This window comes from Snodgrassella sp. B3837 (genome assembly GCF_026535955.1).
In the GTDB taxonomy this organism is placed as follows: Bacteria; Pseudomonadota; Gammaproteobacteria; order Burkholderiales; family Neisseriaceae; genus Snodgrassella; species Snodgrassella alvi_E.
On the sequence record NZ_JAFNPI010000006.1, the window covers coordinates 158,844 to 174,340 of the forward strand.

15 protein-coding genes are annotated in these 15,497 nt (G+C 41.0%); 5 read left to right on the forward strand and 10 right to left on the reverse strand.

Annotated features, from left to right (window positions below; genetic code table 11):
* Window positions 1-213: 213 nt before the first annotated feature.
* On the forward strand, window positions 214-798 hold the full coding sequence (locus J3U67_RS01715; RefSeq protein WP_100140172.1) for a superoxide dismutase: 585 nt from the start codon (window positions 214-216) through the stop codon (window positions 796-798).
* Between the two features lie 55 nt (window positions 799-853).
* Here the strand turns inward: J3U67_RS01715 and J3U67_RS01720 are convergent, their stop codons facing one another.
* The 10 genes from J3U67_RS01720 to radA all read right to left on the reverse strand — a co-directional run bounded on the left by J3U67_RS01720 (window position 854) and on the right by radA (window position 10,280).
* Window positions 854-1,666, reverse strand: coding sequence for a MetQ/NlpA family ABC transporter substrate-binding protein (locus J3U67_RS01720; protein ID WP_267390283.1), 813 nt, complete (start codon window positions 1,664-1,666; stop codon window positions 854-856).
* A gap of 293 nt (window positions 1,667-1,959) precedes the next feature.
* A complete protein-coding gene (locus J3U67_RS01725) occupies window positions 1,960-2,628 on the reverse strand; it encodes a methionine ABC transporter permease (protein ID WP_100152537.1) in 669 nt (222 codons plus the stop codon).
* Window positions 2,625-3,638: a methionine ABC transporter ATP-binding protein gene (locus J3U67_RS01730; RefSeq protein ID WP_267390282.1), complete on the reverse strand. Its 1,014-nt coding sequence runs from the start codon at window positions 3,636-3,638 to the stop codon at window positions 2,625-2,627. The genes J3U67_RS01725 and J3U67_RS01730 overlap by 4 nt, the downstream gene beginning before the upstream one ends.
* A 179-nt stretch (window positions 3,639-3,817) precedes the next feature.
* Window positions 3,818-4,612, reverse strand: coding sequence for a ChbG/HpnK family deacetylase (locus J3U67_RS01735; RefSeq protein WP_267403514.1), 795 nt, complete (start codon window positions 4,610-4,612; stop codon window positions 3,818-3,820).
* Window positions 4,593-5,006 carry a GtrA family protein gene (locus J3U67_RS01740; protein WP_267390280.1) on the reverse strand — a complete coding sequence of 138 codons (414 nt, stop codon included), beginning with the start codon at window positions 5,004-5,006 and terminating at the stop codon, window positions 4,593-4,595. Before J3U67_RS01740 ends, J3U67_RS01735 begins: the two co-directional genes overlap by 20 nt.
* Complete coding sequence (locus J3U67_RS01745) at window positions 5,003-5,965, reverse strand: glycosyltransferase family 2 protein (RefSeq protein WP_267403516.1); 963 nt, start codon at window positions 5,963-5,965, stop codon at window positions 5,003-5,005. Before J3U67_RS01745 ends, J3U67_RS01740 begins: the two co-directional genes overlap by 4 nt.
* Before the next feature lie 92 nt (window positions 5,966-6,057).
* Window positions 6,058-7,533 carry a glycosyltransferase family 39 protein gene (locus tag J3U67_RS01750; protein ID WP_267403518.1) on the reverse strand — a complete coding sequence of 492 codons (1,476 nt, stop codon included), beginning with the start codon at window positions 7,531-7,533 and terminating at the stop codon, window positions 6,058-6,060.
* A gap of 176 nt (window positions 7,534-7,709) precedes the next feature.
* Window positions 7,710-8,360, reverse strand: a complete 651-nt coding sequence (locus J3U67_RS01755) for a fumarylacetoacetate hydrolase family protein (protein ID WP_267403520.1) — start codon at window positions 8,358-8,360, stop codon at window positions 7,710-7,712.
* Window positions 8,361-8,506: 146 nt separating this feature from the next.
* On the reverse strand, window positions 8,507-8,824 hold the full coding sequence (locus J3U67_RS01760; protein WP_267390276.1) for a putative quinol monooxygenase: 318 nt from the start codon (window positions 8,822-8,824) through the stop codon (window positions 8,507-8,509).
* Between the two features lie 82 nt (window positions 8,825-8,906).
* Window positions 8,907-10,280: a DNA repair protein RadA gene (radA, locus tag J3U67_RS01765; protein ID WP_267403522.1), complete on the reverse strand. Its 1,374-nt coding sequence runs from the start codon at window positions 10,278-10,280 to the stop codon at window positions 8,907-8,909.
* 561 nt (window positions 10,281-10,841) lie between these two features.
* Between radA and putP the strand changes: the two genes are divergently transcribed.
* From putP to secD, 4 genes are all read left to right on the forward strand, one after another.
* Window positions 10,842-12,329 (forward strand): sodium/proline symporter PutP, encoded by a 1,488-nt coding sequence (gene putP, locus J3U67_RS01770; protein WP_267403524.1) that lies wholly within the window; start codon window positions 10,842-10,844, stop codon window positions 12,327-12,329.
* Window positions 12,330-12,449: 120 nt separating this feature from the next.
* Window positions 12,450-13,124, forward strand: a complete 675-nt coding sequence (radC, locus tag J3U67_RS01775; protein WP_100140161.1) for a RadC family protein — start codon at window positions 12,450-12,452, stop codon at window positions 13,122-13,124.
* 125 nt (window positions 13,125-13,249) lie between these two features.
* Window positions 13,250-13,549 carry a preprotein translocase subunit YajC gene (gene yajC / locus J3U67_RS01780; protein ID WP_100140160.1) on the forward strand — a complete coding sequence of 100 codons (300 nt, stop codon included), beginning with the start codon at window positions 13,250-13,252 and terminating at the stop codon, window positions 13,547-13,549.
* An 88-nt stretch (window positions 13,550-13,637) separates the two neighbouring features.
* Window positions 13,638-15,491, forward strand: coding sequence for a protein translocase subunit SecD (secD, locus tag J3U67_RS01785; protein ID WP_100140159.1), 1,854 nt, complete (start codon window positions 13,638-13,640; stop codon window positions 15,489-15,491).
* Window positions 15,492-15,497 lie beyond the last annotated feature (6 nt).

The following is a 15,497-nucleotide window of genomic DNA, read 5'->3' on the forward strand; positions in this document are numbered from 1 at the left end:
ATATTCTTACTTTAATAACTTTTTTTTCAATTTTACCATTAAGACCATGCTTATTTGCCGCAGATGAGAGCAGTGTATTACAATATTAACGAACCATATAAAGGTTTAAGGTGAGTTAAACGTTCTATATATTTGCAAATAGATATCATTTGCCTGAACGATAGACGCACTGTAAAACACAAACTAACCACTCTATCAGAAGGAATCGCAACCATGGAACATAAATTACCAGTTTTGCCTTATGCTTTAGATGCATTAGCACCTCATATTTCCAAAGAAACCATGGAATATCACTACGGTAAGCATCATCAGACTTATATCACTAATATGAATAATCAGATTAAGGGTACTGAGTTTGAAAATATGCCACTTGAAGAAATTGTTAAGAAATCTTCAGGCGGTTTATTCAATAATGCTGCACAATCATGGAATCACACATTTTACTGGTTTGGTTTTGCACCCAAAGGCGTGGCACTAACTGAAAATGGAGCCTTGGCACAGGCCATCAATGCTAAATGGGGCAGTTTTGATGCATTTAAAGAAGCGTTTGATAAAGTAGCTGCCGGAACATTCGGTTCTGGCTGGGCTTGGCTGGTAAAAACACCGGCAGGTGAATTGGATCTGGTATCAACCAGCAATGCGGCCACTCCATTGACAACTGATAATAAACCTTTGCTGACATGTGATGTATGGGAACATGCTTATTACATTGATTATCGTAACAGCCGTCCTAATTACTTAAGCAATTTTTGGGAAATTGTTAACTGGAGCGAAGTTGAAAAACGCTTTGCAGCCTGATACAAAAATAAAAAAACTGCCTTAATTTAAGGCAGTTTTTTTATGGATTCCTGTTTCAGTTTTTTTCTCCAGGAATATACCAGTAGTGCTTGGTGTTATGAGTTTGCATATATTGCTTGAAATCATTTGAATTATATGCAGCCTTTACTGCTTGAGCCCATGGTTTTTGCACATTATCTGACCTTACAGCAACTACCAGCTCAAATGAAGGGACAATGTCTTCCTGAAGCAATGCCAGATCAGGATTAATTTTAGCTGCATAGGCTCTGCTTCCAGGAATAACTGAATAATCGAAATCAGACAAAGTGCGAGGAATATTTCCCGGATCCAGTTCAGTAATATTCAGCTTATAGGGATTTGATTTAATATCATTTTTGGAAATCATACCTGGATTAGATAAGGGGCTTAGAGTAATCCATCCTGCTTTGGCTAACAATCGGTATGCTCGTGCAGCATTTGCCGGATCATTAGGTACAGCAATTGCACTCCCATTTTTTATTGCTTGTAGATTGGTATGGCGTTTGGAATAGATTGCTGTAGGTACGGTGGGTATATGAGTTAATGCTACCAAATTAGCCTTTTTATTTTGGTTAAACGCATCCATATAGGCAGTATGTTGATCAACATTGATGTCGACACTACCTTGCTGCAAGGCAATGTCTGCCTGCATCAAATCTGAAAAATCAATTTGCTTAATTTGATAACCCTGTTTTTCCAGTATTGGCTTGATGGCATCAAGAAACAACTGGCTATAGGGTCCGGGCGATGTGCCGATAACAATCTGTTTAGTACTGCTCTGTTCTTGCTGGCATGCAACGAGTGCCAGACATGTCACAATTAATATCAAAAAATACTTTATCAGTTTCATACCATTTGTTCCGATTGTGGGTAATTTAAAATTTCATTTTATAAAATAATATCTTTTTATTTTTGAATGGAAATTAATAACATTAATTGATTCCGTGAAAAAAAATTTGTTTTACTCTGCAATTCCTATTTGCTCGCTGATGAATATATCGAGCATAGGTTTTACTCAGAATAAAATTAGTCTGTATATTCTCTTGAATAGCAGCAATGATAATAGAATAGTTATCTACTAACCAAAGAACGTAATTTTATAAGGTTATAATTAAAAAAGACGGCTTTAAGCCGTCTATAAGGTTAATTTTTTTTGGCTCTGGCCGCCAGCCAGTTACCCAAAGTCTGAATGATTTGTACGATTAATACCAACACGATAACAGTAACGATCATAATTACATAATCAAAGCGCTGATAACCGTAATTTACTGCCAAATCACCAATCCCCCCTCCTCCTACTGTTCCGGACATTGCTGTGGCATCAATTAAACCAATCAACGCTGTGGTTAGGGCAAGAAGTATTGATGGCATCGCCTCTGGTAATATAAAGTAGCGAATAATCTGAAAATTTGTGGCACCCATTGATTGAGCTGCTTCGATAATTCCTGCGGGCACACTTAGTAATGAATTTTCTATTAGACGAGCAATGTAGGGTGAAACAAATATTATCAACGGAATAATCATTGCTTTAGTGCCAATAGATGTATGAATAAATATACTGGCAACCGGCAAGACACATATCAACAAGATGATAAAAGGTAATGAACGGACAATATTTATAATGATATTTAGCAGGTTATACAAAATAGGTTTAGGCCACACGCCACCCTGACGTGTCAGCAACAGCAAAACGCCTAATGCAGTACCCAGTATTGAACCGAGTACAAAAGAAATGCTGACCATATTAAAAGTCTGCAATAAAGCTGTACCAAACTGGTCAGCTGTTAGTGAGGTATCCATCCAATGATTCATACACCACCTCTTTCAACCTTAACGCCTCTTTCCTGCAAAAACGCCACTGCTTTGTCAACATCTGTTTCTGTGCCATTCATCTGAATAAACATGCTACCAAGCACAACGCCTCCTATTTCACGCATATTGGCAAAAAGAATATTGATTTCTACCAGCTGCTTCAAAATTAGCTCATTAACAACAGGTTCTCTGGCTGAATCACCTAAAAATTCTAATCTAAATATATTGCCTTGTTCTGTCAGACTCTCTAATACAGCTTCTGGTATTTCTGCATTGATAACGGTACTAACAAATTTTTTGGTTGTTTCTTGCTGAGGTGCTGAAAAAATATCCAGTACAGAACCTTGCTCGATAACTTGACCTTTCTCCATTACCGCTACTTTATTGCAGATAGAACTGATTACTTCCATTTCATGGGTTACCAGCAAAATTGTAATATTGCGCTCACTATTGATTTGTTTTAATAATTTTAAAATAGAAAGGGTTGTCTGCGGGTCTAGCGCTGAAGTAGCTTCATCGCATAAAAGTATAGAGGGTTCAGTAATTAAAGCTCGTGCAATGCCAACGCGCTGCTTTTGTCCACCGGACAATTGGCTGGGATAACTCGCTTTTTTGCCGGACAAATCAACATAAGAAAGCATGGCTTCTACTCGGCGCTCAATTTCTTCCTTGTTTATGCCCTGTAAAACTAATGGAATGGCAATATTCTGAGCTACAGTTTTGGATTCTAGCAAATTGAAATGCTGAAAAATCATGCCAATTTTTTTCTTGTGCGCACGTTGTGCCTTCACATCCAGCTTATTTAAATCAACACCATCTACTTTAACGATACCAGAAGTAGGTTTTTCCAGTTGATTAACCAGCCGGATTAAACTGCTTTTGCCTGCTCCACTCCAGCCGATCAACCCGAAGATATCACCGGTATCTACAGTAAGATTGATATCATTTAAGGCATGTACTTGCTGTTTGTTTTTGATATAAGTTTTTTTTATATTTTCAAATATGATCATAACGACCCTTAATAACCCTGAGCGACTTCTTCCTGTTTATATATGTGAAATGCGATACAAATAGTGTACTTGATATATTATGAATGTGCAGAGGGATTCACCCAAGCCAAAGGCTAAAAAATGCAAGTATACTGTAAATAGTAGTGAAACTGGCTAGAATTGTGATATTAAAATAAAGTTTACTGAAGAGTTAGGCTTTGTAGCAATATTTGCCAGTTTGCCTTTTGACATTGATGCTGCTTCCAGCACAAAGCAAATGCTTCGCTTTTCAGCCACAACCATTCAGTTTCACGCGCCGCTTTAATCTCATCGGTCCAAAATTTGGATGGTACAGCCGGATGGCACATGATAAGCAAACCACTATCAGAAGCACTTGCCAACCATTCATTCCATTTAAACTCTAGTATCTGTCTGTCAGCTTTAAAATTGTAAATACCAGCAAAAGCATGATTGTGCGGTATATGTACACTTTGTAAAGATTTATCCAATTGTGAGCCGCCTAGGGCATGAATTATCTTAGCTTTTATATCTCGTTGCGTGGTTTTTGTACTTCGAATAGCAATTGTATTGTCGTAACGTCGCAATAATGTATTAATCAAAACGGAACGTATCTGCGGAAACTGATGGACATGTTGATGGCCGTCCACAAAAACTGGTTTCGCGCCGATTTTATCTTCAAATAAATCCAGTTGTTGATTAATTGCATCCTGTATTTTGTTTTGTTTCCATCCATGCAGATAGGATTTGAATAATACTCGTTTTAGACCATCCGAAGCCGCGAAACCGGTTAAATCAAAGTGCAGGCCTATATCGATGTGATGCCTTTTGAGCTCAGCCACCTCATCTGGTGCAATTGTCCCAAGACTCATAAAACTGCTAGCCTGTATACGTTGCATCTCCGCTAAGCGCAGAACGGCTTCATTAACAGCTGGAGACAGCCCCAAATCATCAACATTAATCATGACTGGTTTCATGGCTTACTTTCTCATTAAAGGCCCAAAACTTACCCAGTAAAAAAGATAATACCATTACGATTGCGGTTACAATAAACCACAACCACCAGTAGGCCTGATTTCCAAACCAATTGATTCCGGCCATAAACAGAATCTGATTTAATGCAAATCCCGTCAAGGAACTGCAAAACCAGCGCCAGAGTGCCTGCAGCCAAGTATAGCCTGTTTGGCTGAATGTAAAACGGTAGTGGCCGGCAAAGCTAACTACAAATCCACATAAAAAGGCCATTGGATTAGCGATTACAGGCAACAGTTTTGCATACTGTACGAGCAGTACAAGACAGGAAAAGTGCGTTGCCGCAGCAGCTGAGCCTACAACAACAAACCACAAACCCTGTTTAGATAATGATTTCATTTTTGGTCGCGACTGTCCCACACTTTGTCCACCAGATAAAGCGGCCGTTGTTTCACTTCTTCATAAATACGGCCTATATACTCACCAATAACCCCCAGACAAACCAATTGAATGCCTGCGGAAAACATTATTCCCGCAGCCAGTGTAGGCCAGCCGGCAAGATCTTTTCCAAAAAACAGGGTATCACCAACGATGTATAGTCCGTATATGATAGCCAATAAAGAAAGAATCAGACCCATACGTGAAATCCAGCGCAAGGGTCGTTGTGAAAACGAAGTGATTCCAACAAGAGCCAGCTCAAACAGACTAAAATAATTAAATTTACTCTTTCCTGTCTTTCGCGGAGAAGCCTGAAATGGAATATACAGGGTGGAAAAACCTACCCATGCGTACAACCCTTTCATAAATCTCTGGCGCTCCGGGAGTTGTAATAAAGCTTGAACAACACGTTGCTTCATCAAACGAAAATCGCCCGCATTCGGGGTCAGCTCATAACGGTGCGTATCCTGCATGAATTGATAAAACCCATTTTTTAATGTCCGGATTAACAGGCTTTCGTGTTCTCGCGAGGTTTGTACTGCTGCCACTACATCCACATCTCTGGTATGCATTAAGTCCAGCATTTCCTTCAGCACAACTATTGGATGCTGTCCATCTGCATCCATCATCGTCACTAGCTCCCCCTGAGCTTGTGCCAATCCAGCAGTAAGTGCTGCTTCCTTACCAAAATTGCGCGAAAATTGTATTAGTCGCAAAGCTGTATTTTGAGGAAGCTGTTCTTTGAACTGCTTATAAGCAGCACTTAAATGGTCTTTACTACCATCATCAACTAGTATCACTTCACAAGCTTGCTCCTGCTGTCCAGTAAAAGAAAATAACTCTGGCAAAAAACGTTTTACCGCTGCTGCATCATTGTATATTGGTAAAATAATACTCAAACCAATTCTATTTTTTTCCATTTAATTTACCTCGCAGGCTAATACCAAAGCAAATAGCTCAAATTCTGAGTAAATAATAGCCAATTTTCATGCTATAAAAAATATACCTGTTGTTATTTAAGACATTTTTTAGGTATATAAGCCTGCCAGATTACTTTCAGCGGTTCGCGCTCAGGTAATTTTGTCCATTTTATAAACCATTCTCCTTGTTTCAACACCACATCAGGCTGTTGATTTAGTGTTTGCAACCATGGCAGGTTTGGCTGCTCATTAGCCGGCCATATTGCTAAAGTTCCATGCTGATGCAAGCGTTCAGCGTTCATCCATGGTGAATAGGCTGCTTCACCAGAAACCATCACCGAAGGTGAAAATTCAGAATAAGAAGCCACTAGTAAAACAATCCAGTCAGAACCCGTAACACTATCCAGTCTACATGAAGAAAACGTTTGCCACTGCATATCTGCTTGTGTAGCCAGAGCCTGCTGCGGCCAGTCCATGCGTGAAGGTTTATGACGTATGCGTGCACCAAATTCAACATAGATAGCCATCAATATAGTAACAAGCAATGCCCAGATAGCAATGCCTTTGAGCAAGGAACATTTTTTAAGCGTAAACTCCTGTTCAGGAATCAGCGCAACTATAATCAATCCGGAAAGTCCCCACATCGGCATGCCCCACATGTCGCGTAAACCTAATCCAAAAATCAAACCAGCACCAACAAGTAACAGCGTTGGCATCAATCCCATCCATAATAGGAAACGCCAGTCTGACTGCTGAAGAATTTGTGCTGGTGTACGCAAGCTCAGGCGTGTCCGATTACAAAGCAAAATCAGCAATAGTGGAAGATGATTGATTATCTGTGTCCCCAGATAGCCCAATGCAGCCAAATGGCCATTGCGACTGGCATCTTCAGCAGAACGGGCAGAAGCATAAGTTAACGGTAGCCAATCATGCTGTATCAGCCAATATACATTCGGAGCAAATACCATCAAAGCCAGAAGCATTGCCAGCCAAGGTTTCGGTGAACACCACAAGCGGCGGTAAGAAGTGAACAAGGAATACAGTAGCATGGTAAAAATCAATACTGCCACTGTGTATTTCACCAGCATGCCGGCACCGGCCATAAATCCAAATATTAACCAATAGCGCCAGTGATTTTTTCGTGTCGCAAGATAAAATGTATAAACCAGCCCCAACCAGACTGGCATTTGTGCAATATTATGATTAAATTCCAATGATGGCCAAGTATAATAAAACACAGCCAATAAAAACAAACTGCCTAAAAAAGCTCTGGCCGGACTCATCAGCTCACGTCCAAACAAATAGGCCAACCAAAGGCTTAAAGCTATAGTGCACTGGCTCAGGATATAGGGACCAATGTGTCCAAAAAGATTATAAAAAGAATACAAAACCCAGCTTGAAAGAGGTGGATGCTTATAATATCCCCATTGCCATTCTCGACCCCAGTAAATACCTTCAGGTACGTCCAAAGGATAGCTGGCGGAAAGTATAAATGGCAGTACTGCCCAAATAATAAAATAAAGTGCCAGCCACCAAGGCAATCTGACTGAAAACGGTTTGCTTGACATGGAAAGTTTTAGTTTTTGGAAACCTACTATTATAAAGGTATTGAAAAAAATAGGGGTAAATGGAAAACACAAACCCTGCGCTGAGCAATGATCGGATGCTGATTACTTAAAATCCGACAGAAAGCTTAAGCGCAACTGGAAAACCAATTGCGCTTAAATATCTCCAGCTAGATCATCTACGCCACTTGAAATTTAACTGAAATTTTTTCCGGCCAGATTAATTCCAATTCATCTCCAGATTTAATGGCTGCAACACCTGCCGGTGTACCTGTATAAATAATATCACCAGCCTGTAAGCCATATACACGTGATAAATAACTGATAATTTGGCAGCAAGTAAACATCATATCACCACTGTTTCCACGCTGACGTATCTGCCCATTAACCCTTAAATAGAAATCCTGCTGCTGAATATCATTAATTTTATCGGCAGCAATGAAGGATGAAATACATGCAGCAGTGGGAAAACCTTTAGCTTTCTCCCAAGGCAAACCTTTCTCCTTTAACTTACTCTGCACGTCACGTGCTGTTAAATCCAAACCAATTGCATATCCGCCCACAAAATCTAAAGCGGTATCTTCCCCAACATCTTTAACGTCTTCTTTAATGTAAATTACTAGTTCACATTCGTGATGCACATCCTGACTATATGCAGGCAGTATGATATTTTCTCCAGCCTGTACCAGTGCAGAAGTGGGTTTCATAAATACCACGGGTTCTTCAGGTTTAGCATTATGCAATTCTTTTACATGTTCGGAATAATTGCGACCGATACAAAAAATATTACTTACAACAGCCTCTTGGCCCTCGATCTGAATGGTTTTCAATCTCGTGTCCCCATAAAATATCGTTCAGTCTGATAAAGCTATCGGTTGGATTCTTACAGCTTTACACATAAAAAAAACCAGAATATTGAAAACTGATTCTGGCTTTATTATGAGCGATTACATAGTTAATTACCGCCTAAACCGACTTAAAAACTGGTAATTTCACTCAATTTTAACAACTGCATAGGTTCTTTTAAATAAGGTTCTACAGTTTTAATCAAAGTTTGAAAATGAGCAGTTTGTCCATGCTCGTTAATGGCTGCTTCATCAGCCCAGCATTCCACAAATACAATGCGGTCTTTTTTATCAAGATCTTTATTAGCTGTATAAAATACATTGCCCCGTTCCTGACGTGACATTTTCACGCATTGCTCAACCGCTGCTGAAATGTTCGGCCATGCATCTGCTTTCAATTCCATTGTAGCTACAAGCTTGATAGGATTTGACATAATTTTTATCTCCATTTTTTAGAACCAATACCATTTAAAAATAGTATTTATCACTAACAAGACTATTCCTTTAATCGTATTCTGGCAAATATAATCATCAATTGCGCCGGCTGGCATCCACTCCCTCCTGTACCGAATTGACACCAATAATCGTTAACCCCGGAAAATCTGCTGCTCGTTTCGGACAATTGGCTACCGGCACAATGGCATGAGTAAACCCCAGTTTTTCTGCCTCTCGTAAACGCTCCTGGCCGCGAGGCACAGGGCGAATCTCTCCGGATAAGCCCACCTCGCCAAATACAATCAGCTTTTCCGGCAACGGACGGTTACGATGGCTTGATAACATAGCCAGTATTACAGCCAAATCGGCAGCCGGTTCGGTAATTTTTACACCACCAACCGCATTGAGAAACACATCCTGATCATAGCAAGCAATACCTGCATGACGATTAAGTACAGCCAGCAGCATTGCCAGCCGCTCCTGTGCTAGTCCCACCGTTAAACGTTTTGGCGCAAAACCATGCGCATCATCTACCAATGCCTGAATTTCCACCAGTAATGGGCGTGACCCTTCCTGAGTAACCAGTACACAGGAACCGGGCACATCATCACGGTAACTGGATAGAAACAAAGCAGATGGATTAGATACCCCTTTAAGCCCTTTTTCAGTCATAGCAAATACGCCTAATTCATTGGCAGCACCAAAACGATTCTTAATCGCACGAATCATGCGATAATTAGAGTGAGTTTCACCCTCAAAATACAAAACCGTATCCACCATATGTTCTAAAACACGTGGACCGGCTATTGCACCATCCTTAGTAACATGTCCTACCAGCAGCATACAGATGCCCTGCTGCTTAGCTAATCTGGTTAGCTGAGCAGCACATTCGCGTACCTGCGAAACCGATCCAGGTGCAGAAGTAATGCTGTCGGAATACATCGTTTGAATTGAATCAATTACCACTACTTTGGGATTCAGACGTGCTATAGCAGCGCTTATGGCCTCAACACGGATTTCTGCCAGTAAGTGCACCCTATCCGCTTGGATACCAAGTCGTTGAGCTCGTAAAGCCACCTGTTGCGCAGATTCTTCACCGGAAACATACAGTACTGACTCTTCTTCAGCCATTAAAGCAATTGTTTGCAACAGTAAAGTAGATTTACCTATGCCGGGATCTCCACCCAGCAAAATAACAGCACCATCCACCAGACCTCCGCCAAGTACCCTATCAAGCTCATTCATACCAGTAGGCGTACGCTGGACTTCCACTGCGCTTACCTCTGCCAGTAACTGTACTGCAGACTGACCAGAGGCCCATGATTGAAAGCGGCTATTGCCACTAGCAGCAGGCAAAACCATCGTTTCTTCTAGCGTATTCCATTCACCACAGTGCGGACAACGACCTTGCCATTTTGGCGATTGACCACCGCAACTGCGACATTGAAACTGAGTTTTTTGTTTTGCCATTATTTCTTTCCGATAACCCGCTTAGAGTAGAAAACCATTTTAAGAATTTAAATATTCCTGCTTTTGCCATTACCTAATGCGAAAAACACAACCATTACAAGCCTTATTCATGCCTCATATAAATAGAATCTAATGATTTTTGATAAACAACAATATTTATATCTATATTGCCAGATTAAAAACTTTATCAGCGTATCTAAATAAATCGTCACTGCTGGCATAAAGTTGAAACTATCTAAAAATATCCGAATAGCTTTTCAATGTATATAATGAGAAATTGGGATGGCAGATATACAAAATAATTCTCAAGAATATATATATGTAAAGTATTATATACTTCTGGTATCGAACCTATGCAGGATAAATTGAAACTATCCGGATGCACATAATCAGTGTCCAATAAAACAATGGTTATTACATTGCACTGATTTTACTATCTGTATCTTTTGCAGACATATAAACAATTCTGTAAATTATTTCAAATAAACCTCCTGATTTTAGGCATATTACCTTTACCAAAACTGATATCATATTCCATATACATAAACAGGTTTTAAAAAAATGTCCTTACCAATGATTGTCACCTTTGCAGTGTACATAGTAGGAATGATAGCGATTGGATTTTTTGCATATCGTTCAACGCAAAATTTCGGCGATTATATCTTAGGGGGACGTCGAATTGGCAGTATTGTTACTGCACTCTCAGCCGGAGCTTCAGATATGAGCGGCTGGCTGCTAATGGGTCTGCCGGGAGCTGTATTTTTGTTTGGGATATCACAAAGCTGGATAGCCATTGGCCTGATTATCGGAGCGTATTTAAACTGGTTACTGATTGCTGGTCGTCTCCGAGTATTTACTGAAATTAATCATAATTCTCTGACACTGCCAGATTATTTTGCACACCGTTTTGATGACAATAGCTCTTTACTACGTATTATCTCAGCGCTGATTATTCTTATCTTCTTCACCATTTACTGTGCTTCAGGGGTAGTTGCCGGTGCCAAACTATTTGAAAGTACCTTTGGAATGAGTTACGGCTGGGCTATGCTGGCAGGAGCAGGTGCGACAATCATATATACTTTTGTCGGTGGTTTTTTAGCTGTAAGTTGGACAGATACTATTCAAGCCAGTCTAATGATGTTCGCTTTGGTTTTAACACCTATTATGGTAATAATAAATGCCGGCGGTCTTTCAGATTCAATTGTCTATATTCACTCCTTAAACCACGACTACACTAATTTATTTGCCCATATGGATTTGGTTGCAATTGTTTCTTTGCTAGGCTGGGGTCTGGGCTACTTCGGGCAGCCGCATATTCTTGCCCGCTTCATGGCTGCTGACTCACATAAAGTGATGAAAAATGCCCGTCGCATCAGTATGACATGGATGGTTTTATGTCTGGCTGGGGCGGTTACCGTTGGCTTTTTCGGCATAGCCTTTTTTGCCCGACATCCTGAACTGAATTATCTAGTGAGCCACGGTAAACATGAACGTATTTTCATCGAACTGTCAAAATTGCTTTTTAATCAATGGATAGCTGGCATCATCCTAGCCGCCATACTCGCTGCAGTAATGAGTACCCTGAGTTGCCAATTACTAGTTTGTTCCAGCGCCCTCACTGAGGATTTCTATCGCGCTTACTTTAGACCTAAATCAAAGCAAAGAGAGCTAGTATGGGTAGGACGAAGCATGGTGTTATTGGTTTCGGTCATTGCCATCTTATTAGCAATTAATCCGGATAACAGCGTGCTGGATTTGGTCAGCCACGCATGGGCCGGCTTTGGAGCAGCTTTCGGACCAATCATAATTTTTTCAGTATTCTGGTCACGAATGACACGTAATGGCGCTTTGGCCGGTATGATTACAGGGGCGATAACCGTACTTTTGTGGATCAATTTCAAGTGGTTTAATATTTATTCGCTTATCCCGGGCTTTCTGCTTGCTTCAATAGCCATTGTGCTATTCAGCCTGTTTGATAAAAAACCAAATCAATTGATACAAAATCATTTTAAACAAGCACATGATCGTTATCATAACAAAATGGATTAAATTACAATCTCGCTTATAAATATTTCAACATCAGGTACCCTAACCAACACAACAGCAAACCAATTTATTTTATTACAAAGTTATATTATGATTACGTCTTTAAATGACATAATCGTAAAAATGAGTATCAAACACTGGCCTAAACACGATCGTCCAAGGGAAAAACTGCTCAAACAGGGTGCCAGTGCACTCAGCGATACAGAATTATTGGCCATATTATTGCGTACAGGAACGAGGGGGAAAAGCGCCGTTGATTTGGCAAGAGAGCTAATTGCCAAAACAGGCAGCCTGCGTGCTTTACTTGAGGCAGACTGTCAGCAAATTTGTCAGTACCATGGCATGGGTGTAGCCAGTTATACCCAATTTGCTGTTATTCGTGAAATCAGCCGACGCATGCTGGCAGAAGAAATACATTGCCGTCCGGTTTTCACCCAGCCTGAAACAGTCGCAGATTTTCTACGTTTGCTTATAGGGCATGAAAAAGTAGAAGTTTGCGTGGCCTTACTACTAAACCAGCGCAATGAGCTAATGCATACCATTGAGCTTGCCCGAGGTACCATCAATGAAGCCAGAGTATATACGCGCGAAGTAGCTGCTGCTGCCTTGAGCCACCATGCAGTATCGATTATTCTGGCACATAATCACCCTGGCCAATCAACTATGCCTTCATCAGGAGATATCCAGCTTACTCGTCAGATTAAAGCAGCACTTAACCTTTTGGATATCCGCTTGCTCGACCATTTTATCGTCACTGCAGAAAAAACCACATCTATGGCAGTATTAGACCTGCTGTAACCAGCATAAGCATCTGAATCTAAAGATTCAGACAATACATTGTACAAAACTGGATAAAATCATCATTGCAGATTACAATAACGGGTTTAATAGTGTTATTTACCTGAATCACACGGAGTAAGCCCATGATTGATTTTGCTTATGCTGCCAACACTGCCGGTACACAAAGTAGCCTGATGCAGTTTTTACCTCTCTTATTAATTCTAGTTGTATTTTATTTTCTGATTATTCGTCCGCAGCAAAGCAAACATAAAAAACATCAGCAGATGTTAACTGAGCTGAAAAAAGGCGATAAAGTAGTTACACTGGCTGGAATGGTCGGCAAAATTACTAAAGTAAACGATCAATACTTCACCATTGAAATCGCACCGAAAGTAGAAGTTGAATTTGAGCGCAATGCCATCAGTGGCAAGGCACCAGAATAAAGCCTGTTATCTGCCGCAACGTTTCAGTTGCGGCCTTTATTTTCTTTACTTATATTGAAAACAACAGTCTGCAAGTAAGGCAGCAAATATGAATCGTTATCCTTTATGGAAATATCTGCTTATCATCGTCACCATAGTTTTGGGGCTGCTCTATACCATACCAAACTTCTTCGGCGAGATACCAGCAGTACAAATCTCTACCAACCGTCAAGCTATTACAATTAACGAGCAGACTGAAAACACGGTTAAACAAGCACTGGCAGCTGCACATATACAGCATCAGGGTATGTTTATTACCGATGGTAGTCTAAAAGTTCGTTTCAGCGATACAGAAACTCAGCTTAAAGCACGTGATGCCATTGCTTCTCAATTTGGAGATGGCTATATCGTGGCTTTAAATCTGCTGGCCAACACGCCGGAATGGATGGAAAAAATTCACGCCAAGCCTATGTTTCTAGGGCTAGACTTGCGCGGCGGTGTGCACTTTACCATGCAGGTTGATATGGAATCAGCCGTAGACAAGACCTTAGACAGCTATGCCGGCGATATTCGTCGTCAACTGCGTAAACTACAAATTCGCAGCGGCAATATTGTTAAAAACGGACAAACACTGACCATCCCTTTTCAATCAACCAGTGACGCCAACAATGCAACATCTGGTCTGAAAAAATATCTCAACGATGCCACACTTACTCAAAACGGTGACCGTTTAATCGTCAGTCTGAGCAATACCGCGCTGGCTAGAATCCGCACTGATGCAGTGACCCAAAACATCAATACCCTTCACAACCGTGTTAACGAGCTAGGCGTGGCAGAACCTGTCATTCAGCAGGCAGGCCCTGACCGAATTGTCGTACAGTTACCAGGTGTACAAGACACAGCTAAAGCCAAAGATATCATTGGCCGTACCGCCACCCTGCAAGTGCGTATGGTTAGTGACGATCCCAATCTTTATCAGCAGGCACTTCAAGGACACAATCCGGATGGTTATGAACTATTACCTTCTGCTGGTAATGGAGCTCCCACATTGGTGAGCAAGCAGGTTGAACTAACTGGCGATAACATTAATGATGCACAAGCAAGTTTCAATGACAGAGGGCAACCCGGAGTCAGTGTGAACTTTGACAGTACCGGTGCAAGTATTTTCGCAGACCTTACCCGAAATAATGTAGGTAAGCGCATGGCCATGGTACTTATTGATCAAGGTAAAGCCGAAGTTATAACTGCACCGGTAATCAATGAACCTATTCCGGGTGGCAAAACTATCATTTCCGGCAACATGAGCATAGCCGAAGCCAATGATACTGCCCTGCTGTTGCGTGCTGGTTCTCTGGCTGCGCCAATGAAAATTATCGAAGAACGTACCATTGGTCCGTCACTGGGTAAAGAAAACATCAGTAAGGGATTTCACTCTACATTATGGGGTTTTGTAGTAGTTGCTGTATTCATGATGCTCTACTATCGCATGTTTGGCCTGTTTTCAGTGATTGCCCTGTCTTGTAATCTGCTGTTTCTGATTGCTATTCTGTCTGCAATGCAAGCCACACTCACCCTGCCGGGCATCGCCGCTATCGCCCTGACACTTGGTATGGCAATTGACTCAAATGTATTAATTAATGAGCGCATTCGAGAAGAATTGCGCCATGGAAATACACCGCAGATATCAATCAATGCCGGTTATGATCATGCATGGCACACAATTGTAGACTCAAACATCACTTCACTGATTGCTGGTCTGGCTCTGTTGATTTTTGGTTCCGGCCCCATACGTGGGTTTGCTGTAGTGCACTGTCTGGGGATTCTGACTTCCATGTATTCCTCTGTGGTAGTTTCACGTGCCATTGTAAATCTATGGTACGGCCGCAAACGTAAATTAAAAACCCTATCCATCGGCCACATCTGGATTGCTGATAATGCTCCTACCAGTAAAAACAAGGCTTAAATAATT